Source organism: Acetobacter fabarum (assembly GCF_022483405.1).
Taxonomy (GTDB): Bacteria; Pseudomonadota; Alphaproteobacteria; order Acetobacterales; family Acetobacteraceae; genus Acetobacter; species Acetobacter fabarum.
This window is the reverse complement of the sequence record NZ_JAKVNI010000001.1, coordinates 952,196-974,867: the sequence shown is the minus strand read 5'-3', so window position 1 is coordinate 974,867 and position 22,672 is coordinate 952,196. Positions and strand designations below refer to the sequence as shown.

The window sequence follows — 22,672 nt, the reverse complement described above, 5'->3', positions numbered from 1 at the left end:
TTAAAAACCTATTATTTTTCCAGAGATTTAGACGCCTGCTTGAGCCAGCGCGAGACATCATGAGGCTGTGTTTCAGACTGGCGGATAAGCTGATCAGAATGGCGCTGCATCTGCTGAATGGTCGCCTGATCATTGAAGATGATATATTGGCTACCAGCATAGATTGCAGCCCGCTGTGTTCCAAAAATTGTATAGGGCACGGTATGATGTGCCCGCCCATCAAACAGAAAAATACGTAGGGATGGGTATAACGTTTCTACCCGTTCCACCATATATTCCATCTGGGCCCGCCGGACTGAAACCGGCAACCCATCCCATGGGAACACACCATCTATCAGGCTCGTGATGGTCTGGGTCGAGAGGCAGATTTCCATATCTGTTCCCGGGGGTCGGTTATAATTGAGATTGCTGACAATGGCCTCAATCTCTGCGGGGTCATCATATTCCGGCCCCAACTCCCATGCTACAACCTCTGACATACGCAGAATATCCGGCAAACGATAGGGCACGTAACGGATTTTCATACCCTCTGCTTCCGTGTGCCAGCGGGTTAGCAAAGGAATGTTATAATAATCCGGATTATCTGCAACTTCTGTCGTGTGGGTAGCACTTGTATTTGCGGTGTCTGTTACACCCAGCAGCCAGTCCACGGACACATTATAGCGCTCGGCAATACGCACCAATGTATCCGCCCGGGGCAGACGTACGGCATCCTCGGCAAGCAACTGGCTTAATGCTGAACGATCAATCCCGATCTCCGCAGCGAACAGGGAGCGACTTTTTGATTTTGCAATCAAGGACAAGACGCGCTGCTGAAAGATGCGGGAAATGACACGTTTGCTCATGCTGCTTTTCCACGATTAATTGCGTATTATATGTGACAAAAGTCAACATATTTTACAACACACTCATTGAAAAGGGTATTTGTACGGTTAAAACCGAGTTTATGGAAAACGTACAGAATAAAACCACAAAAAATAGTGCTTTTATCATGCAGGCCATTGCAGAATGGCCAACATGGCTTGCCCTGCTGGGTTGCTACACAAGCTGGGTGCTGCTTGGATACCTTTTTTATCCTGCTCACCCGCTGCTGGCCTTGGTCTGCATGGCTGTAACAGTTGCATTCCACTCCTCACTCCAGCACGAAGCCATTCATGGCCACCCCACCCCATCTGCCCTGTGCAACGAAGTGCTGGTTGGCCTGCCCCTTGGTCTGGCTTACCCCTACCGCCGCTACCGTACGAGCCATTTGCAGCACCATCACGATGATGCATTAACCGACCCGCACCAGGACCCGGAAAGCTATTACTGGGACCGCGCGAATTGGGTACATCTCGGGTTTTTCTGGCGCTTTCTACTCACGCTCAACAATACCGTTCTGGGCCGCCTGCTGCTTGGGCCACTGGTGGGGAGTATCCGTTTTTTCTGGCAGGATCTAGCGCTCATCCGGGCTGGAAACCGCACAGTCCGGCGGGCGTGGGTTATCCATGCCCTGTCCATCCTGCTTGTTGCTGCCATTGTTACATATGGTTTTCACATACCATTCTGGCTTTATGCAGTCGGCCCGGCCTATGCGGGTAATGCCTTGATCGCCCTGCGTTCGTACTGCGAGCATCGGTGGCACGAAGCCCCGGACGGACGGACGATTATTGTTGAAAAATCTTTCCTGTCCTTCCTGTTTCTTTATAACAATCTGCATGTTGTCCACCATGCCCTGCCAGGTGAACCCTGGTTCCGCATGCCCAGCCTGTACAAGCAGAACCGGGAGCAATGGCAGATCCAGAATCGTGGATATGTCTATCGCGGTTACCACAAAATTATCTGGCAGTATCTGCTGCGTTCCAAAGAGCCATTGCTGCACCCGGCATATAGCCCACAGCCTGCAAGGGAGCAGTCATGACCTTTATTGCTTCCATGCCAATGTATGACCCACCAGAGGAACGGGAGACAGTGGATCTGAGCTGGCAACGCGTGCGAGATGCGCTGCGCCTACGTGGTATTGCTGCCCCGGAGCGACTGGTGCGCCGTAATGCTGACCTGCCCGCCGTACCCGGTGGAATAAGGGATGTCGCAGGCAACATCATTGCCCCAGACCCTGCAACATTACCGCCAGAAGAGCTGGACCTACACACGCTCTGGCGCCACCCCGACTTGCTGTTTGGTGAAACATGCTGGGGGCCGCTGGACCAGGGATTGCGACCATTTGTGCATGTCATCGCACAAAACAGCTATTCTGGCGTACCGGGAGGAGAAGGTATTCTGTACCGCAGTGCGCTGATTACCCGCAGTGAGGCACAACGCCCTGCCCCCGTACCATCAGACACTCCGGTTATGCCTGATCTGGCAGGCAAGCACTTTGCCTTTAACACGCTGGACTCCCGCTCGGGCTACTTATCTGTGGAGCGTGACCTGCACGCGCAGGGTGCGTCCATGCGCGCCTTTTCGCACACTACACCAACTGGCAGCCATTTGACCTCCCTGCGCATGGTAGCAGCCAACGAAGCGGATATTGCTGCGATTGATTGCAAAAGCTGGGCTATGGCGCAGCGGCACCACCCGAGCCTGAGCGCAAAACTGCACGTGGCTGGCTGGACAGCCCCTTCCACCGGTCTGCCGTTCATCTGCTCGGTGCATCTGCCGGAGGCTATCAGGCGCAGTGTGACAGATGTCGCCCGGGCGATCTTCCTGCCTCCAGCGCGATGTTGACCCCGCAGCCTCTCGCGCAGAACACTCCCAGTCCGCACGATCATGTTCGCACGCATCTGCATGGCAGAACAAAGCATGATCAGGACACAATATTTATCAATATCGGATTCATCGGCAATCCACTTTCGTCTTTAAAGAGAGCAAACCCATGATGACACGACAGAGGCTTGCCCGCTCCACCATTCTGGGCGGTATGATCATGATACCCACCCTGACATCGGCCATTGCTGCCAAATCGGTTCGGGCGGCTGAAGTATCTGGTGAGACCAGAACCACCCCGGCTGCCGCACCCGCAGGGCATGTGAACAAGGCTGCCAGAACCGTTGATGGTGCGCACGAGGACATTGCCGTTTTTGGGCGTGGTTCCACCCGCCAGATGACCAGTATCACCCGAAGCATGATGCAGCAGAGCGTGCCCGGCACATCCCCGCTAAAAGTGCTCAACCAGTTACCGGGCGTGATGTACCAGTCCGCAGACCCATTTGGTGGCTATGAATACTCCAGCCAGATTTTTATGCGGGGGTTTGGCCAGTCGCAATTGGGCTTTACGCTGGATGACATTCCACTGGGAGACCAGCAGTTCAACAACTACAATGGGTTGGGAGTGACACGCTCCATCATTTCCGACAACATTGGTGGCGTGGACGTATCGCAAGGTGCCGGGGCAATTGATGTTGCCTCTACCAGTAATCTGGGGGGTGCCATCCAGATTCATTCCATCGACCCATCGCATACACGGGGCGGCACTGTCAGCCAGACATTTGGAAGCAATGCGGCCAAGCGTACCTTTGTACGCCTTGAAAGCGGGGACCTGAATGCAGCCGGCACGCGCTTTTATGTATCCTACGCACGCACGGATATGAACCTGTGGAAAGGCGGTGGCTACAACTACTCGGATCAGGTCAACGCCAAGCTTGTCCAGCCTCTTGCCAATGGATCCTCCTTAAAAGCCTTTTTCGACTGGAGCTCAACGCAACAGTTCGATTATCAGGACATGACCATGGGTTACCTGCATAGCATTGGCCCCAAACTGTCCAATTATTACCCAAACTATGCCGCAGCCTATAATGCAGCACGTGGTATTTTTTCCCCCTCAATTGCTGCCACGTATGACCCGGCCGATGCCTCCTATTACGCAGGCACAGCCAACCGGGTAGATTATCTGGGTGGGCTGACACTGGACGAAAACCTAACCGACCGGCTGAACTGGAAAACAACGCTGTATGGCCATGCAGACAACGGCTACAGCACATGGACCTCACCCTATATGCCCTCCCCCAACGGGGCACCCCTGTCGCAACGCCTCCAAACACCCCAGATCGCACGCGGCGGGTTTGAAACCGCATTCACCTACAAGATTGCCCGCCATACCCTCAATGCCGGTGTGTGGTACGAATATGGCACGTTCAACGAAGGGCGCTACTTTAGCCAGGCACCATTACTGGGGCAGGGCACATTGGGTAATCCGACCAGCGGCTTTCCATCCAGCCAGATTTTTGCTCACCCGTGGCAGGAATCTTTTTCCTCCAACACCTTTGTCTTTCATCTACAGGACACCTACCGGGTCACAGACACGCTTACAGTCAATGCTGGCTTCAAATCCATGATTCTCAACGCTAGCAACAATGTTCCTACGCAAGACCCTTCCCTCCCCCAAGCAGCACAGGGGCGGCTGGAGGCATCCAATGCGTTCTTGCCACAGGTATCGGCCAACTGGCGTTTTCTGCCACACAACGAGCTGTTTTTTGATGTCTCGCACAACATGCGCGGCTTTCCCGAAGATGGCTACCAGACCAATATGGTAGCCACACCATGGGCAGCCCAGCAAAACGTGTTCCAGAGCACAAAAAATGCCTTAAAACCCGAAACTGACTGGGTATATGAAGGCGGATACCGTTATACGACCCCCTTGGTCAGTGCTCTGGCATCGCTCTACCGGATCAATTTTTCCAACCGTCTGCAAATGACATATGGCGGGCAGAACATCAGCCCTACTCCAGTGGTCCAGAACGTTGGCAGCGTAACAGCCAATGGGGCTGAGGCCAGCATTACCGTCAGGCCGTTAAAAGGCCTTTCGATCTATAACTCATTTTCTTACAACCATTCCTCTTACGACCAGAACGTTGCCAGCGGTGGTGTTCTTTACCAGACCCAAGGCAAACAGATCCCGAACTATCCACAGTTCATGTACAAGGGCAGTATCAGCTACCATATTGGCAAACTTTCAGCCCATGTGGACGGAACTTACCTGTCCAGTCGTCAGCTAACATATACCAATGACCTACATGTTCCTGGGTATTTTCTGGCCAACTTTGGCACCCGCTACGATTTTGGGCCTGTCGGCCCCTTAAAGGGGCTATCCGCCAGCTTTAACATCTACAATCTGGCCAATAAAACCTACATTGCCACCACCAATGAGGCCGGAAACAACTTCATTAACAACGGTTTCAATTATTTCCTCATGGGCGCACCCAGACAGTTTTTTGGAACGATTAGCGCAAACTTCTGAGGTTTGTGTATCCACGACCCAGAACCCATTAAGGCGCTGGGAGCAGACACAATAAGGGCTTCACATATTGGTCTCTCATACTGTGAAGCCCTTTAGTTTTGTAGACATGCCAGCCGAAAGGCGTTTTCTGCCAGCCTCACCCGACAGGGGCGGAACATGAAAACGCCTTTACCCACACGATCAGGGCACAGATTTTGCCCTGCATCACATTTAGAATAAATACTTCAGCCCCATGAACCATATGATGGAGGATGACACAAAAGATACAACGCAAGCCCCATAAACAAGGCTATACCTGAATTTTTGTTGCTTCACAAAATCTGCAACTACAATAATCGTTAATGGACATCCCCAGATATACCGATGTATGGACATAAGCGATGTGGATGATGAGATCAGGAACGTGAACAGCAATATAGTTGCTTCAACACAATATTTTCTCTTGTACGCATACCATATAATAACGATGTCTATAAGGAAGCTTACAAAAAGATGCATTCCATGCAGATGTTTTAAATAGTTCCAAGCAACCACCACAGGAATACGAAATTTTCGTTCCCACGCAATCTGGGCATGCGAAAATGCAAGACCATCCCCCATGAGATGATACAGATACAAGCTATACAACCCGATTGCGCTGAACCCCACCAGAGCAACCAGTGCGTAACTCATAAAATCATATTTTTTTGCGATTATATTTTTAAAACCTGCCTCTTTCATCAAGAAAAATGACAAGATCAAACCCACCACAAACCCGGTCGGCCGACAAAAAGAAAGAAGAAATATTGAGGCCATGAGCGCAGGCATATTCTTCTTATAAAAATTATACAGGCTGATCAGCAGCAGAATGCCATAAACACATTCTGTGTACTGGATTCTATCCCACAAGCAAAATATTGAGAAAAACGAAAGAAAAATAATAACCGTATTATCTAAATTGCACTTCCTGATTTCATTGTATTTTATCAAAAAATACGGAATGAAAAACAATATTATGTTGTTAATGATCAGGCCGGAAGCCTGCACGCTGAGTGTAGAAAGATACGAAAATCCCTTTATCATCCGGATATAAAGAGGAAAAAAACACCAATCCCCCATTCCTATCATCGTCTGATAGAGATGCGAATATTTTCCGTATCCATGATTAGCTATATAAGAATACCAATGGCAGTCCCAATGGCATGTGGCTGGCACTACTCCCCCGAACAAGGGAGTCAGCATAAAAAACATGGCCGTTGATAATATATAGAGAGATATATATTTTTTGTTGATTATTTTTTTCATCGTTAACATGTCGTGTCTCTTGCAGATTTCACGCAAATTGGCTTGACCCGCTCTTGAATATCCATTCCCCCGTATATCTCAGCCTCAAGATACTCCCATGCACTGATATTTTTATTGATATAGTAATTCCTGTAATTTTGACTGACACGGGGATGAATCATAATGAAAAGTGAAAAAACACTGAACACCGACAGAGAGAAAAATAATATTGTTATGAACAGTTTCTGAAGCGTTGTTTTTTCTTCGTCGGGTGACATCTGTCTGTATCCATTGTTAAAAAAATATTTATGAAATCCATTGCGTTATACTGCATGAAACCAGACGCAACAGAACATAGAGCGCCATCACATCGCGTTTTACTCCTACCTTCAGACTAAAAAAGGAAGGCTTTTTGCATAAATTATATTTTCGTGTCAATATAATGACCGCAAATAAGCATGCTAATATTTTATTGAATAATATTTCTGTTACTACAGAAAAACACCAAAATTATGGGAAGAAAAGCATTATTTTGTTTATACGTAATTATTCCTGAATAAAGCCATCCTGGAATTTAGAGCACCAAGAGGAAGCTTCAGGCATGGCGTCGTAGCGGCTACCCGCCAATATTTGGACTAACCTATCTGTATCTACCCGACAGAGGATGCGCCGCAGATGAATATTACGGCGCGACTCCCCTGTTACGGCTTGGTAGCTACAGCAGAACTGGCAGAAGGTGCAGGAAAGCGAAATTTGGCCAGCCGGGCCTCTTCCATCGGCAAAGGCGCATCCGTTGCGGAGACCACTCCGTTCTGGTGCAGAAGAAACGCGACCAGAGCTGCCGTATCCTGTGGCGGCAGGGTGCCCGGTGCCATGAGCGGCATGGCACGGGATATATATCCGGCTAATTGGTCAATCGGGGTGTTCGCCCAACGTGCTGTAAAATACGTGCTCAGGTCCGGTACGTCATGCCCACCTTCAAGGTCGGCACCATGGCACATGGCGCAGGCTCCAGCATAAATCTGCGCGCCATGAGCCACCTGCTCAGCCGAAAACGAGACAGCATGCCCATTACCGCTCTGGCCAGCAGCATGAGCTGTATAATGCGTGTCAGCCCAAGCCGGAGCAGTATGGAGCAAAAAGACCGACAGCACAGAAGCCAAAAGAGCAGTACGCAGGGTAAAGGAACGGGTCATGATAGTGCTCTTATCCGGCACGAGGCTGAAAACGGGTAAAAAGATCGCCAATAATAGCAATGGCCTTTTCTGCCTCGGCGCGGTCAGGGTGTTCAAAACTGTTCCCCACACCGTCCATCTCACCCAGTCCGGACATGTCATACCCCTGAATCATCACGCCATCGGATTTGGAGATCATGGCCGCACCTTGGTATTCCAGCGCATAAGATGCGTCGGGCTGAGGCGGGAGCCAGCTTGTCTGCCCACGGACAGGAATGAGGGATTTATCATTCCACCAGTCCCGCGCAGCATAGCCGGGGCAATTGATCACCACACGCTCGGGCAGGTCCGCCAGATCGGAAGGACTATGGAACTCGCGGATAACTATACGCCCACCTGCCTGATGGAACTCTTCGAGCAGAAGGTGGCCGTAAGAACCAAAATTGTAGATCATGAGCGGCGTGCGCCGTGCATAAGCTACGGGAAATGGGTTATCGGCCCCGGCCAGCAGTTCGGGTGCGGGAATAATATCGCTTATCAGGCTGGCATATTCGGCAAACTCCGCACTGTTCTGCGGCATACCTGTGGTGGCAAAGCTGCCTTTGGCCGCATCTGCTGGGGCAGGCCCATGGTCTGCCGCATCCGGTGCTGTGTCGGAAAGGGTATAGTTATCCCGAAAATCGATTGGATTGCCCGGCATGCCCAGATAATCCCGATAGGTCTGCCAGGAGTAACGGGCCATTTTTTCCCACGTTCTGGCAAATTCGGGGCCAGCCTGCTGGGTTAGGGCTATGCGCGAATCTGGTGTCCAACTCCCATTCGCCCGCACGGAACGGGTATGGGGGAGCAGGTCGCGGGCGTAGATGGTGACATCCAGCCCAGCGCGCTGCGCGGTCAGGGCCGAAGTCAGGCCGATAATGCCACAGCCTATAACCGCTACCCTGCGCTCCAGTGTAGCCGCGGCATGCCCAACAGCCATGTAAGCCGCCCCCCATGAGAGCGACCAGCCGCTACCACCATGGCCATAATTATGCACCACGGTTTTGCCCGCCACATGCTCCACATCCATGCGTGGGCCAGCAGGGCGGAACGGACGCAGGCAGACCTTTATATCCATGATCTGGTCCGCATGAGCACGAATAGGCACAATACGCGGGATGGTTCCGTGCAGGGCAGTACGCCCAAGAGCGGCTGCTGCATCTGGGGTGGCGGCCCAGCCCCGTCGGGTGCTCCCCATTATTCCGGCTGCCAGAGAGGCCGCAAACAGGTCTCTGCGTTTCAAGCTGCGTATCCTAATTGTGTGATCAACTGGCGAATAGAAGACCTAGCATACGGGAGTTTGCCGTGCATGCGCTACCCCTGCGCGCAAAACGACCGACCATGAACATGCAAAACGGATGATTTATCTGGCTGAGCAGGCTTTACATCTGGCAATGCTGCTGCTGGTAAGGATGCAACACACCTGTTGTACCGCATCGGGCGCGAATGAGCGGATACCCTGCCAGGGGGAGGCTCAAAAGCTCCCCCTGGCAGGGTCAGATACTCAGTTTTTGTAGTCAGGCTGTTCGCGGTCAAGCTTGCGGCGCAGGGCTTTCCAGATCATCTGCCCCTGATCGGGGTCCGTATCAAACTGGTTTTTGGCACGGAGCATTTTTTCTTCTGACGGAATGTGCAGCGGCACCCCGGTGGACTGCGCTGCAATCTGGATCTTGCAGGCCTGTTCCATGTAGTACATGCGGTAAAATGCCTGTGCCACGGTGCTACCTACAGTCAGCAGGCCGTGGTTTTGCAAAATAATGGCATTGCGTGTGCCAAGGTCACGCACCAGACGTTCACGCTCGCTCAGGTTGTCATCCGCTGCAATACCTTCGTAAGCATGGAAGGCAACTGCACCATAAAACTCGATATTGATCTGGTTAAGTGGGAGAATCCCCTGATCCTGTGCCGCAATAACCATACCGGCAAGGGTATGCGTATGCATGACGCATGCAGCATCCGGCCGATTGGCATGGACAGCGGAATGAATGACAAACCCGGCAGGGTTGATGTTCCAGCTTGTTTTTTGCTGCGGAACACCATCTGCGTCCACCACAACCAGACTGCTGGCTGTAATTTCTTCAAACAGAAGCCCATATGGGTTAACCAGATAACGGTGCCCATCACCGGGCAGGCGGACGGAAAGGTGCGTATAAACCATATCCGTCATGTCAAAATGCGCGATAAGCCGGTATGCGGCTGCTAGGTCTTCGCGCAGTTCCTGTTCTGTCTGCTGTGTTGTCATTGTTGTGGTGTCCTTAAATTCAAAAAGATGGTTTCAGGCTGAGACAACGCGCTTGAAATGTCCAAAAGTTGCTGTTTTGCGTGCCCCTTCGGGGAGCTTGAGGTCCCCTTTTTCAACCTTGCGCACCAGATACTGGTATGTCTGCAAGGCCTGCGCCCACATGTGCTCGCCAATAGTGATGGTTTCGTAGGAAGCTGCATCATCCTTGGCAAAAGCCGGTAACGGGCGGATCTGGGTATGGTAGTCACAGGCGTAAAAGAGCGGGAAGGAATAGCGCTCCTCGGCAACCTTGCGCACCCTGTGTGCTGTTGCCACAAACTCGCCTGCGGTCATGACTTCAAGCATGTCACCAATATTGACCACAAACGCTCCGGGGATGGGGGGCGCGTCAATCCAGTCTCCGTGCCCGTTCATCACTTCCAGCCCCGGCTTGTCTGCCAGAAGAATGGTAAAGCATTCGTAATCCGTATGAGCACCAATGCCGGGCGCGTCCTGCGCCTGTGCGTCATGCGGGTAATGGATCATGCGCAGTTTGGAGGGCGGAAAATTGGCTACGGAATCAAAGTAGTTTTCCTCCAGCCCCAGAGCGAGAGCAAAACCGCTGAAGAGCTTGCGGCCCAGATCAAACACCGCACGGTAATAAGCTTCCGCTGCGGCCTGAAAACCGGGGAGGTCCGGCCAGTTGTTAGGGCCAAGCAACGGGGTTCCAGCTTGCACCAGCGGGTGATTGGCCGGAACTTCGTAGCCAATATCAAACGCTTCCTTGTGATCGGGGCGGCCAGCGGAATATACCTCCTCCCCTTCAGGCACAAAACCTTTGTGGGTGGCAGAGGTGCCTATGTAATATTCCATCTTCTTTTCAAAAGGCTGGGCAAAAAAATCACGCGCAGCCTTGCGCACGCCCTCGATCAGATCCTCTGGCACATTATGCCCGGAAATAAAGAGAAAACCGACATTACGCGCAGCATCACCCAGCTTGTCCGCTACGGCCTGACGTTGCGCAATATCAGGGCTGTACAGACCACTGATATCAATAACGGGAATACGGGTGAAAGTTTCGGTAGTGGTGGAAACGGACATCAACCCAGTTCCTTTTTACTGCCACGCGCTGACATGGCCTGTTGAAAATGCTGGCGTTCTGTCTGGCCAGTCCAGATGTTAAGGGACCACAGGTCCGCAACCGGCATGTTGGTAAACGGCAAGGTGTGCAGGTAACCATCTGGCCCACATTCGGGGGTCATGGTGGTTGTGGTGTAGCCCCGCGCAAGCTGGCTCTGCCAGATCTGCTGCCAGATGCTCTGGTGGAACCGTAAGGCGGGTGCATATTCCGGCGCGCCGGGATGGGGTGCCTGTGGCCCCTGATCATACCCCACACGTGCCTGAATGTGATGCACACGCTCGACAAAAGCGGACAGGTCATCTGCCGGGTCATTCAGCAGGCGTTCACAGCACACAACCCAGTGGCTTATGTCCGCCGTAAACAGCATATCCGGCACCTGTGCAAGCACATCCAGCGTTACCCACGGTGTTGCCAAAATACGGGAGCGGTGTGTTTCAAAACAGCAGAGCACATTGGCTGCACGGCAGATTTCCTGCACCTGCGCAATAAACTCTGCCTGCTGGCTTGCGGGCCAGCGGTCGTTGCCCCCCAGAATGGTGACAAACCGAGGGTTCATGGGCAATGCGCTGTCCACAGCACACCGCAGGTCGTCCAGATGGTTTTGAACAGAGGCACTCTGGTTGGGAATAACGCCGCCACCTGTCATGGCTATGGCGATATACGGTGCCCCTTCTTCTTGCAAAATAGTGCTGCATTCCTGTGCGGCAGCATGGGTTGGAGGAATACGCGCCTCCAACCCGGTAAACCCCGCGGCGCGGGCTTCCGCCAGTGGGATGTCCCACCGGCGGTTATCTCCCCACAATGTTCGGAAAAGTTCAAATTTCATCATCGCTTTCCCGGTTTTTATTCAGGTATCAGAAGTTGTAGTGCAAGTCGCAGCCAACCCAGCGGGGTGTCTGGATATACTGGGCGCGGTTCCCGTCACTTCCGGTAAAGGAGTAGGTGGAGCCGTGATTGTCCTGCAGGTTGTCAACATAAACGGCAGCAGTCCATTTGCCGGTTTTGGGGCCAACTTCCATCCGCAGGCCAAGCGAGCTGATCTTGCTGGTCTGGGCGTTACTGTCCCCCAATGCGGCCCACATGTTGTCTTTCCATGTGTAGCTGGCCTGCAATGTGGTGCGGTAGCGGTCAAAGTTGATGTTGTAACGTGCAACAGCACTCCATGAGAACCGCGGCGCAAACGGAAGCTGGGAGTTATGCGCAATCTTTGGGTCCAGTGTCAGGCCGGGCAGCGAGTCAACCGGACTTTTGATCTGTGCATCCAGGTAGGCAAAGGAACCACGCAGATCAAGGTTAGGAATAACGTTATGCAAGGTGGTGGAAACTTCGCCACCCCGTGTGCGTGCACGCGGAATAGTGCCCAGCGTCAGCGAGTTGCTGGAAATGTTTGAATTTGCATAAGGGTGGAACGTACCAAAGAAGAGTGTCTGACGGTTGTGATATTCGTAGTCAAACAGGGAGCCTTCCAGAATAACCTTGTTATGCAGCAGGGAGGATTTGATCCCGACTTCATAAGCAATCAGATTTTCCGGACGAACATAATCCAGTGCTGCGGGCGCCAGAACAGGGGCTGCAAAATAACTGCCTGCCTTATAACCGTTGGAAATGGTGCCATAAGCATAAGTGCCCGGCACAATCTGGTAACGCAGACCAACACGCCCGGTAAAGCGCTCGTAATCATGCTGCTGGTTAAGATGGTTGATCGCACCATTAAGCGTTGCATTGTACGGGGCCGCAAGGCGCGGGCTTCCGTTCCCGACAGCCGAGTACACCGAACCACCATTAAAGCCACGTTCATCATAGGAAAAACGACCAGACGCGATAAAGTCCAGCTTTTTCGTGATATTGGTAACCGTGTTGACATAAACACCGGTAGACAAATTCTGCTGCGAAAAATGGTTGGTCAGGTTGACCATGCTACCGGGGTCATCCATGCGGTAGCTGGTGTAGCTGCCATCAATCTTGTCATAAGATTCGTAAACACCAACCGTCAGATGGAAGATTTTAGCCAGATTCATGCGCAGGTGCATGTCATGCGACTGGGCAATAGCCGTATCGTTCCAGCGGTAATCGGCATATTTGGTGCCAACGCCGCCTACTACGCCCGTACCATCGGAGCGCACCCCGCCAGCAACGGTGCCAAGACCATCGTAGTTGTCCAGATCATTCCGGCGGTAAAAATCGATCCCCGTTGTGGAGGAGAACGTACCAAAATCAAAAATTTTGGTAAAGTTGAGCGAAACACCACCGCCATTTTCGTTGCGTTGGGGCGGGGTATTGCCAACATTAACAGCATGCGGGTTGGGGTTTGCACCCACACCACCATTGGCAACCGTATCCATATCCTGTGGAGATGTGGACCGCCCCTTATCACGCGTATAGTGGATGTTCAGCAGGAAGGATGAGGTATCATCCACCGTAAACTTGGTCAGGTTACGCATTGCCAGCAAATCCTGCGAGCCATAACGCGCACCCGTTGCAACGTCTTTCTGCCAGCCGTCGCCCTTGACGTAGTTAAAGGCCAGACGGTTAGAAATCTTGCTTGTAATGGGGGTGTTAATGGCAAAGCGGCCGCGGCTGGTATTGTAGCTACCATAACCCCACTCCGCATAACCCCCAAACTTATCGGATGGTTTTACGGACTGCACGTTAATGCTACCACCCGTGGTGCTGCGCCCCATGTCAAAACCCTGCGGGCCTTTTTCCGTTGCAACACTTTCCACATCCAGCATCTGGCCAGTGTAGAACACGGGGAACGGAGCCAAAACGCCATCAAGGTAAATACCAATGCCACCCATGTTGGTGCCAACATAGTCATCCAGCCCAACACCACGAATGGAGAAAATGGGAGCCGAACCAGAAACAGCGTTGGTTGCCGTCACACCGGGGGTAAAGGAGGCAATGTCCTTGGGGTTCTCCAGATGGAGCGAGCGGAGTTCCTGCCCGCTGATCACGTTGACCGTGGTTGGCTCGGACAGATAGCGATGGGCATGGGTCTGCGTGACTTCAACCTGCTCGGAGCCCCCTTGCCGAGGGGCTGAGCTTTTGCGGCGTGGCGCAGTACCCGCATGCTTATGGCCTGGGGCACTGTGGCTTGCATCTGCAGACGGCGGGCTTGCAGCAGAAGGTGCAGCCGTTGCCAGTGGGGAGGTGGATGCCAAAAGCAGGCAGGGCAGAGCTGGCAGGGTAACATACGCTGGAACCGAAGCCAGAAGGCGGAAGGACCGACGTAAAAACAAGGATTTCATGCCCGTATTCCTGATTTTATTCCAGTTGGAACCGGCCCTGGGCTTATAAGGCAACCGGTCTTTTCATTTCTATTTGATAACAAAATCTCCGGCACATTCGTTTGAAAATGACTAAATCATACTTTTGCTTGTTGGCATGCGGCCCTGTAGCGTCTCAATAACGGAGCATCTGGTTAAGAAAATTCTGTGCCCGCTCCGACTTGGGCGAGGTAAAAAAAGTTTCCGGGGGCGTAATTTCTACAATTTTCCCCTGATCCATAAAAATAATACGGTCAGCAATCCGGCGGCTAAACGCCATTTCGTGGGTTACGCAAACGGTTGTAATACCCTGCTCTGCCAGTTCATCCATAATACCAACCACCCCCACAATGGCCTCGGGGTCCAGCGCTGCGGTTGGTTCATCAAACAGCATCACTTCTGGCTGCATGCACAGGGCACGGGCAATGGCTACACGCTGCTGCTGCCCACCAGACAACTGAATGGGGTATTTATCTGCCTGATCGGGAATCCCCACCTGTTCCAGATAACGGCGGGCAAGTGCTGTAGCCTCCATACGGGTCATGCGCCTGACCCGCATGGGGGCAAGAATGCAGTTTTCCAGCACGCTCAGATGCGGAAACAGATTATAGTTCTGGAACACCATCCCAACCATGCAACGCAGCTGTATGGGGTCCGTTTTTTCATTGATCAGCTTGCCATCAATGGTAAGCATACCGCTGTCATGCGGTTCAATCTGGTTGAGCGTGCGGATAAGGGTTGATTTTCCCGACCCGGATGGCCCCAGAACCACAATTTTTTCACCACGGCTTATATCAAAATCCACACGGTCCAGAGCAACAAACTTGCCGAACAGTTTGCTCATTCCCCGGACGGAGATCATGGGAGTGGTTGTGGTTTCATGCTGCATTGGAAACAACCTTTTTGCGGTCAGACCAGGAAAAACGTCGTTCCACCCGTTTCTGAAGGAAAAGGAAAAAAAACACCATGACAAGGTAGTAAATCAGTGCTGCGGCATAATACTCGGTAAAGGCGAATGTCCGTGCCACCTGTATCTGGGTGACCGCCAGCAACTCCTGCAACGAGATAACAGACGCCAGCGACGTGATTTTTAACAGATTGATAAATTCGTTAATGGTTGGCGGCAGGGCAATACGAAAAGCCTGCGGAAAAATAACGCGCCAGTAAATATCGCGCCGGCTCAGGCCCAGAGCACTTGCGCCAAGCTCCTGCCCCGGATCAACCGCGCTCAATGCGGCACGATTGATTTCGACCTGATAAGCCGATTCATTAATGGACAGAGCCAGAATGGTTGCCAGAAAAGGCGTAAACCACTGTTCCCGAAAAATAGGGAAAAACTGCGGCACCGCATTCCAGATAAACAGAAGCTGGAGCAGTGTAGGCGCAGCCCGGAACAGCGACACATAACCCTCCAGCGCCACCTTTAGCAGCGATTTTTGCGGGCTATTCAAAACAATGGCGATCGGCACGGAAATTGTGATGGCAATAAAGTGCGAAATCAGCGCAACACTCAGGGTAATCAGTGCACCGTGCAAAAATGCCATGGACGTAAGAGCGGAAAAGAATGCGCCCCAGTCAAACATTCCGCCAGCCCCGGCCTGCGCTGCATCGCCTTTTGTGGACTGGTCGGTAACAGACCATTTGGTGCGGAATGTTTGCAGCGTACCGTCGCTATCCAACGCCGATATGGCGTTCTGCAGCAGTGTCCGGTCCTCCGGATTCTGGCGGATATAAATGGCAAAATGGCGGTAATCCGGAATATTGGGGGTAATCAGCACATGCAGTTTGTCCCCCAGCTGGCGCATACGGTAAAAAAGTTCGACATCCTGACTGACGAAGGCAAAAACACGCCCGATCAGCACCTGCTGCACCACCTGCTCTTCGGTTGGGTATTGCTGGATGATCATGGGGGGCTTGCCCGCAGCAATCAGGGCATCGTTTACAACCCCCAGCCGGGTTACGTAACTGGTGCCGGATTCCACCGCGACATCCTTGCCCGACAGTTCATCCATACTGCTCAGGGAAGGAGTGCCTTTGCGCCCGACAACAACCAGCGCCGTATCCTGATAAGAAACGGCATCAAAGCTTTTTTCCCGCGCGGGGGTGCGGATAATACCGCTCATGACCAGACCGCAGCGTTGGGCGGAAAGGCTGGGGAACAGCCCCGTAAAATCCATGGTGATCACAGACAGGCGGGCATGCCAGCGCGTGGCCAGTGCCTGTGCCACGTCTATGTCAAACCCTTCCGGGTGTGTAACATCCTGCCCTTTTACAAAGGTCATGGGGGGCAGCGTGGGGTTGGTACAAACGGTTAATGTGCCGTCCTGCACGAACGAGGGAACCTGCTCTGCCCGGGCTACGCCGGGCAGCACTGCTGCGGTAAGCGCAACCGCAAGGGCCGCAACCGGACGAAGCCTGCGGGGGAGCCGCAGGTAAGATAAAACGCTGGTCATCAATAGGAAGCTTCCAGAAGGGTACGGAACGTCTCGACCATCAGGCTGGTTTCGGGGGACGTACGTGCCAGAAAATGACAGCAGGTGATCAGCCGCAGATCGTTAAAAACAATCCGGCGCAGCAAACCCTGTGCAACAAGAGGAGCGGCAAACACTTCGGGCAGAAAGCCCATATAACTACCAGAAAGAATGAGCAGGGCGCGCGCATCCACCTTGTCGGCCTTGGCACGATAGGTAAACAGCGGGCGAATCTCCTCCCACCTGTCGGATGTGGCGGCATCTGCCACGCTGACCATGCTGTGGCTGGTCAGCACATCAAGGGTGATGTCTTCTTCAGGCATATCAAAAAGAGAATGGCGGGAGCCACAGAACAGAAAAGACGCCTCCGCCACAAGCGGGCGGCAACCCAACGGGGCCTGCCCCTGGGCATAAAGAGCAATGCCAGCCGTGGCCTGCCCGGTCATGACCGCAACTTCTACCTCCTTGGTGGAGGCGGAATGCAGGTTCATGAACACACCAGGGTGGCTTTGCGTAAAGGTGTGAATGGCTTTGACCAGCGGTGTCTCGCCATGGGTTTGTATGTTATCGGGAACATACAGGTTAAAGGTGCCGCTGAGCATGCCACTGGTCTGGTTGATCTGCTGGCGGAAGTTCTCCAGACTGACAAAGAGTTTGCGGGTTGCCTCCAGCACCTCGCGCCCTTCATCCGTAAGGGCAAAGCCACTGCGGCCGCGCAGGCAGATGGTCAGGCCCAGACGGGTTTCCAGCGCGGAAATATCCAGACTGATAGACGATTTGCTTTTGCCCAGCGTAATTTCGGCCGCACTGAAGCCCCCCTGTTCCGCCACAGTGTGAAAGACACGCAGCAGCCGCAGATCAATTTCGGAAACATGCCCCTGAAAACCGCGTGGCCTCTTTCTGGGGCGGGGTGTTTTATGGCTGCTTCCCGTCATGGTTTGAATGCTCCTGTCGGATGGGGCGTCAAGAAGAGGGCGGAAGGTGCTGCCAAAGGCTCCTGTTCTATGCTGGCAAACCGTTATCGTTCTTTATCCAGAATAATTATGACGTGGAAAATATACGATGTGAAGAGAGAACCAGTGCAATGCATAAACATACGCGCACCAGAACGCAGCAGAATGACGGTTTTCCGCGTTGTTTGCCTATGTTTGCGAAAAAACCAAAGTAAACTCATATCTGTTCATATTGGGTCCGAAACGAGGCTCGGATAGCCTGCAAGGGAAAACAGATACCTTGGGGATTGACAAGACATGGCTGCAAACAGGTGGTTTATTGATAGCGAAACCGGTGTGCTGACAGATGTTCTTTTATGCCCGCCAGATTATTATGAATGGATTCCGAGCAACGACATCGCCATTCAGACCATGGCTGGCGGTGGCAGTATTGACCGGAACATCCTGAGCAGCCAGTTCAACGAGCTGGTTTCCACCCTCAAGGGGGCGGATGTTTCCTGCCATTTTCTCACGCCGCACAAGGGCATGCCTTACGAGGTTTACACCCGCGACAGCTCGCAGACCACGCCATTTGGCACGGTGGTCACCAGCCTTTCCCGCCCTGAACGGGTGGGGGAAGAAAAGGAAATCCGCACCTTTTATGCACCTGACGAAATCTGGCGCACTTGCACCGCAGGCCGGATTGAAGGGGGGGATATTCATATCATCCGCCCCGGTCTTCTGGCCGTAGGGGTCAGTGGTGGGCGCACGGATACCAAAGGGGCGGCCGAGTTCATCAGCTGGTTTGAAGAAGCAGGCTGGACCTGCCGCATGATCCATTTTCCCGAACATTTCCTGCATCTGGACGTTATTTTCTGCATGGTGGCGGAAAATCTGGCGATTGCGGCAGTCGATGTGCTGGACGAAGCAGATCTGGAGTGGTTCCGTGAGCAGGGTATCCGTATTCTGCCCGTAACCTACCGTGAAGCCATGCGGGATATGGGGTGCAACGTGCTGGCTCTGGGGCGTGACCGGGTTGTAAGCCCGCGCCATTCCACCCGTATCAATGCCATGCTGCGGGCCGAAGGACTGACCGTGCTTGATCCGGAACTGAACCAGTTCTCCCGCGGGGGGGGCAGCATTCATTGCATGACCATGCCCTTGCGCCGTCAGTCTTTGCAGACCGCGTAAGGCACAAACTAAAGGAGCAGGGGCAGATGCCAGCACGGATTGTTATCAGCGCAGATGGCAAGAAGGCGTATGAAAGCTGGCATCAGGCCTTTGCTGCTGTCGCGCCTGATCTAGATGTCTGCTCATGGTATGACCCTGCGTGGGAAGTCGGGGAGGATGATTACGCACTCGTCTGGACCCCCGAACCTGAACATATGGAACACCTTGCGGGCATGAAGGGGATTATCTGCACCGGAGCGGGTGTTGACCACCTTCTGGCGCACGAGCACTTCCCCCGCACGGTTCCACTTGTCCGCATGGGCGGGGAGCAAACCGCACGGCTGATGGCCGATTATGTTCTGTGGGCGGTTATCGGTCTGCTGCGGGATGCCCGGACATGGGCCGTGCAGCAGCAGCAGGGCATATGGCGCAACAATGTATGTTGCCGCACATCCAGCACGACCAGAGTAGGCGTTATGGGGCTGGGCCACCTTGGGGCCTATGTGGCACAGGCGCTGGCACAGGTCGGCTTTTGCGTATCGGGCTGGAAGCGTACCCCGGCCGAACTGGATAGCATAACGGTCTGGAGTGGGGCGGACACATTACCCGATTTTCTGGCCAAGCTGGATGTTCTGGTCAACCTTCTACCCGCAACCCCTGCAACTGACGGGCTGATCAACCACACCCTGCTCAGCCAGTTGCCCAAAGGGGCCGGGTTTATCAATGTCGGGCGCGGGCGCCACGTGGTGCAAAGCGATTTGCTCCGCGCTCTGGATGATGGAACACTCTGTGGCGCAGTACTGGACGTGGCAACACCAGAACCCCTGCCACCAGAAGATCCCCTGTGGCACCACCCACGCCTGACCATAACTCCCCATGTTGCCTCTGAGGCCGCGCGGGAGGTGCAGGCCCGTTACGTAGCCGACGTGGTGCGCAGTCTGGAGCGGGGGGAAAAGCCCGCGTTACTGTGCGACACAGCACGTGGTTACTAAAAACCGAACAGCTTAAAACAGGGAATGGACAGGATATGAGCCAGCACGCCAACCTGACAGTAAACGGACAGGCCCTGTGGCATGACCTTGTCACAACCGCAGCCTTTGGCGGCACAGAAAAAGGTGGCGTCTGCCGCCTTGCCCTGACGGATGAAGACAGGCAGGTTCGCGCCTGGTTTGAGCAGACATGCACGGCACTTGGCTGCACGGTTACGTATGACTCCATGGGCAACCAGTTTGCACGCCGTCCCGGCACGCGTGATGATCTCCCCCCTATTATGATGGGCAGCCACCTGGACACACAGGTCACAGGTGGTCGCTTTGATGGTATTCTAGGGGTGTTGGGGGGCATTGCCGTTTTGCGCGCCCTGCATGATGCAGGAGTTACAACCAAGCATGCGCTGGAAGTTGTAAACTGGACCAACGAGGAAGGCGCACGCTTTACCCCGCCCATGCTGGCATCGGGCGTTTTTGGGGGAGCCTTTACCGAGGAATTCGCAGGCTCCCGCGCCGATGGAGCCGGCATAACCCTACGGCAGGAACTCAAACGCGGTGGTTTTGTTGGCACAGAACCCTGTGGCCAGCACCCTGCCGCTGCATATTTTGAACTGCACATTGAGCAAGGCCCCGTGCTGGAGGCCGAAGACCGCACCATAGGTGTGGTAACGGGTGTGCAGGGCATGCGCTGGTATGAGGTTGTTGTACGTGGTCGCTCCGCCCATGCAGGCACAACCCCCATGCCCATGCGCAAGGACGCACTCCTGGCTGCCGCACGCATGATTGAACAGGTCAATGCCGTGGCTCAGGCCCATGCGCCTGAAGGACTAAGCACTATTGGTATTATTACGGCACTCCCGGCCAGCAGCAACGTTGTGCCACGTGAGGTCCGCTTTACAGTGGACCTGCGCAACCCGTCAGAACCTGTCTTGCAGACCATGGAAGAAGATTTCCTACAGCGCATGCAGGCCTGTGCACTGGAAAACGATGTGCAGGTCACGGTTACACCAACATGGAACTCTCCGGCTGTTCATTTTGACCCACGTTGCATTGCCAGCGTTAAGGAAAGCACGGAAGAACTTGGCTACAGCATGCGCGATATTGTTTCCGGCGCAGGGCATGATGCCGTTTATGTCTCCCGTGTTGTGCCAACTGCCATGATCTTTGTGCCATGCCTGCATGGCATCAGCCATAACGAGGCAGAAAGCGCCACACCGGAAGATGTCACGGCGGGCAGCAATGTTCTGTTGAATGCTGTTTTGAAAGCTGATCATCTTTTTTAAAGAGATTTTTTTCACTACACCCCTTCAAAGACCTTTCTGGTTTTCCAACCCTAGAAACTGCACTTTATAAAAAGGGGAGGGAGAAGTTGATCTTCTCCCTCCCCTTTATTGAGCGGCGTTGCAACACAATCAGCTGGTCACTTAATCAGTGACGCAACCTGTTCCATGGCTTTGCAAAAAACCTGCACATCGCTGGCCGAGCCCACGGTAATTCTGGAACAGATTGGCCAGATATCCCAGCTTCGTCCGATAATCACATTGTTCTGGGCAAATGTTCTCACAATTGGCCCGGGTGCTGTACGCCAGTCTGCCATAAGCATATTGGCTTCACTTGGAATAGTCCGGACGCCATAATGGCTCAGACATTCCTGCATGACTTTGCGGTTTTGGCGTGTTTCAGAACGCCGCTTTGCAATTTCAGCCTGATCTTTCAGACTATCCGTGCCGATAGAAACAGCGGGGACGGAAAGCATGGTCGTCTGGTAAATGCCATCATACCGCATCATTCTTTCATGCAATTGCGGGTGAGCAATACTCAGCCCCAACCGAAGTCCGGCCATGCCGAATAGTTTGGAAAAAGTACGTAAAACCACAAGATTACGGCACGATCCAAGCAGTGAAACCGCAGAGGGGGCATTACTGAAATGCAGATAGGCTTCATCCACCACCAGAACAGATTTTTCAGGAATATTACGGGCAAGCCATGCAATATCCGCTAACGGCGTAACCGTGCCAGTCGGGTTATTGGGGCTGCATATGTAATACATACCGGCATGCGGATCAGCCTTGAGCATGGCCCGCACATCGGTCTTATAGCCATTGTCTGCCCTTAGGGGGACTTTGCTCAGGGGGATCTGTAGCCATTCCGCAACACCCCATACCGTCTCGTATGTAGGGTTGCTGGTTACAAGGCCCTGCGTAGGCGAACAGAAGGAAATCACAGTCCGGCACAGCGGGTCGCTCGACCCCGGCCAGGGAGTTACCAGCTCTGGCGAAATATGATCATACGTTGCCACGGCCTCTACAAGCGCCTGACGCTCCTTACCGGTCAGATAGCGGTTGCCGTTCAGCAACGCCTTTTGTCCGGCGGGCAAAGCCGAGGGAAAAGGCCCCGTCCAGAATTCATTCCCATTGAGCAGAATGGCCCCCGCAGGGTAAACCCCGCCTACAGGCAGGGTATCCGCCCGGCTCCTATGCCAAGGCATGCCTGCCATAACAGCACCAGCGCTCAGAACAAGACCAATGCGACCGATCTGCCTGCGGGAAAAACCACGCTCCTGAAACTCCTGCTGTGTGTGCGGTGGCAGAGGGGCAACCATGGCGTGTCTCCTGTCGGGGAAAGAAAGGAATCTGGGAGAAAACTTCTTTGGTTCAAACACTGCTCGTGCAGAGTAGCATGGTGGCCAAAGTAGAATGATCAGAGCTGTACGAAAAAGAGGTGAAAAGAAAAGTTCACTTTTGTTGTAACGGAAATCGGCCGATATGTTCCGATAACGTATCTAAAAAT

At 53.4% G+C, this 22,672-nt stretch carries 18 protein-coding genes; 6 read left to right on the top strand and 12 right to left on the bottom strand.

The window, feature by feature from the left end; translation table 11 throughout:
• Positions 1-11: 11 nt before the first annotated feature.
• A complete protein-coding gene (locus LKE65_RS04675; RefSeq protein ID WP_278740618.1) occupies positions 12-845 on the bottom strand; it encodes a helix-turn-helix domain-containing protein in 834 nt (277 codons plus the stop codon).
• Between the two features lie 146 nt (positions 846-991).
• Between LKE65_RS04675 and LKE65_RS04670 the strand changes: the two genes are divergently transcribed.
• The 3 genes from LKE65_RS04670 to LKE65_RS04660 all read left to right on the top strand — a co-directional run bounded on the left by LKE65_RS04670 (position 992) and on the right by LKE65_RS04660 (position 5,215).
• Positions 992-1,900 (top strand): fatty acid desaturase, encoded by a 909-nt coding sequence (locus LKE65_RS04670; RefSeq protein WP_278740617.1) that lies wholly within the window; start codon positions 992-994, stop codon positions 1,898-1,900.
• A complete protein-coding gene (locus tag LKE65_RS04665) occupies positions 1,897-2,706 on the top strand; it encodes a phosphate/phosphite/phosphonate ABC transporter substrate-binding protein (protein ID WP_278740616.1) in 810 nt (269 codons plus the stop codon). The genes LKE65_RS04670 and LKE65_RS04665 overlap by 4 nt, the downstream gene beginning before the upstream one ends.
• A gap of 148 nt (positions 2,707-2,854) precedes the next feature.
• Complete coding sequence (locus tag LKE65_RS04660) at positions 2,855-5,215, top strand: TonB-dependent receptor (protein WP_278740615.1); 2,361 nt, start codon at positions 2,855-2,857, stop codon at positions 5,213-5,215.
• A gap of 210 nt (positions 5,216-5,425) precedes the next feature.
• On the opposite strand, the gene LKE65_RS04655 is transcribed toward LKE65_RS04660, so the two are convergent.
• The 10 genes from LKE65_RS04655 to LKE65_RS04610 all read right to left on the bottom strand — a co-directional run bounded on the left by LKE65_RS04655 (position 5,426) and on the right by LKE65_RS04610 (position 17,726).
• Entirely contained in the window at positions 5,426-6,508 is a 1,083-nt protein-coding gene (locus LKE65_RS04655) for a hypothetical protein (protein WP_278740614.1), read from the bottom strand.
• A 671-nt stretch (positions 6,509-7,179) separates the two neighbouring features.
• Entirely contained in the window at positions 7,180-7,674 is a 495-nt protein-coding gene (locus LKE65_RS04650; RefSeq protein ID WP_278740613.1) for a cytochrome c, read from the bottom strand.
• A gap of 10 nt (positions 7,675-7,684) precedes the next feature.
• Positions 7,685-8,935 (bottom strand): FAD-dependent oxidoreductase, encoded by a 1,251-nt coding sequence (locus tag LKE65_RS04645; protein WP_278740612.1) that lies wholly within the window; start codon positions 8,933-8,935, stop codon positions 7,685-7,687.
• A 261-nt stretch (positions 8,936-9,196) separates the two neighbouring features.
• On the bottom strand, positions 9,197-9,934 hold the full coding sequence (locus LKE65_RS04640; protein WP_086645166.1) for a class II aldolase/adducin family protein: 738 nt from the start codon (positions 9,932-9,934) through the stop codon (positions 9,197-9,199).
• Between the two features lie 33 nt (positions 9,935-9,967).
• Positions 9,968-11,014, bottom strand: coding sequence for an isopenicillin N synthase family dioxygenase (locus LKE65_RS04635; RefSeq protein ID WP_278740611.1), 1,047 nt, complete (start codon positions 11,012-11,014; stop codon positions 9,968-9,970).
• On the bottom strand, positions 11,014-11,883 hold the full coding sequence (locus LKE65_RS04630) for a sugar phosphate isomerase/epimerase family protein (RefSeq protein WP_278740610.1): 870 nt from the start codon (positions 11,881-11,883) through the stop codon (positions 11,014-11,016). The genes LKE65_RS04635 and LKE65_RS04630 overlap by 1 nt, the downstream gene beginning before the upstream one ends.
• 25 nt (positions 11,884-11,908) lie before the next feature.
• Entirely contained in the window at positions 11,909-14,302 is a 2,394-nt protein-coding gene (locus LKE65_RS04625; protein WP_098123156.1) for a TonB-dependent receptor, read from the bottom strand.
• 154 nt (positions 14,303-14,456) lie between these two features.
• Positions 14,457-15,209, bottom strand: coding sequence for an amino acid ABC transporter ATP-binding protein (locus LKE65_RS04620; RefSeq protein ID WP_278740609.1), 753 nt, complete (start codon positions 15,207-15,209; stop codon positions 14,457-14,459).
• A complete protein-coding gene (locus LKE65_RS04615) occupies positions 15,199-16,773 on the bottom strand; it encodes an ABC transporter substrate-binding protein/permease (RefSeq protein ID WP_165926368.1) in 1,575 nt (524 codons plus the stop codon). Before LKE65_RS04615 ends, LKE65_RS04620 begins: the two co-directional genes overlap by 11 nt.
• Positions 16,773-17,726, bottom strand: coding sequence for a LysR family transcriptional regulator (locus LKE65_RS04610; RefSeq protein ID WP_278740608.1), 954 nt, complete (start codon positions 17,724-17,726; stop codon positions 16,773-16,775). Before LKE65_RS04610 ends, LKE65_RS04615 begins: the two co-directional genes overlap by 1 nt.
• A gap of 315 nt (positions 17,727-18,041) precedes the next feature.
• Between LKE65_RS04610 and LKE65_RS04605 the strand changes: the two genes are divergently transcribed.
• From LKE65_RS04605 to LKE65_RS04595, 3 genes are read left to right on the top strand one after another with little or no spacing between them, the layout of a single operon-like run.
• Positions 18,042-18,914, top strand: a complete 873-nt coding sequence (locus LKE65_RS04605) for a dimethylarginine dimethylaminohydrolase family protein (protein ID WP_278740607.1) — start codon at positions 18,042-18,044, stop codon at positions 18,912-18,914.
• Positions 18,915-18,940: 26 nt separating this feature from the next.
• Positions 18,941-19,885: a 2-hydroxyacid dehydrogenase gene (locus LKE65_RS04600; RefSeq protein ID WP_278740606.1), complete on the top strand. Its 945-nt coding sequence runs from the start codon at positions 18,941-18,943 to the stop codon at positions 19,883-19,885.
• A 35-nt stretch (positions 19,886-19,920) separates the two neighbouring features.
• Entirely contained in the window at positions 19,921-21,165 is a 1,245-nt protein-coding gene (locus LKE65_RS04595) for a M20 family metallo-hydrolase (protein WP_278740605.1), read from the top strand.
• A 137-nt stretch (positions 21,166-21,302) separates the two neighbouring features.
• On the opposite strand, the gene LKE65_RS04590 is transcribed toward LKE65_RS04595, so the two are convergent.
• On the bottom strand, positions 21,303-22,484 hold the full coding sequence (locus LKE65_RS04590) for an aminotransferase class I/II-fold pyridoxal phosphate-dependent enzyme (protein ID WP_278740604.1): 1,182 nt from the start codon (positions 22,482-22,484) through the stop codon (positions 21,303-21,305).
• Positions 22,485-22,672 lie beyond the last annotated feature (188 nt).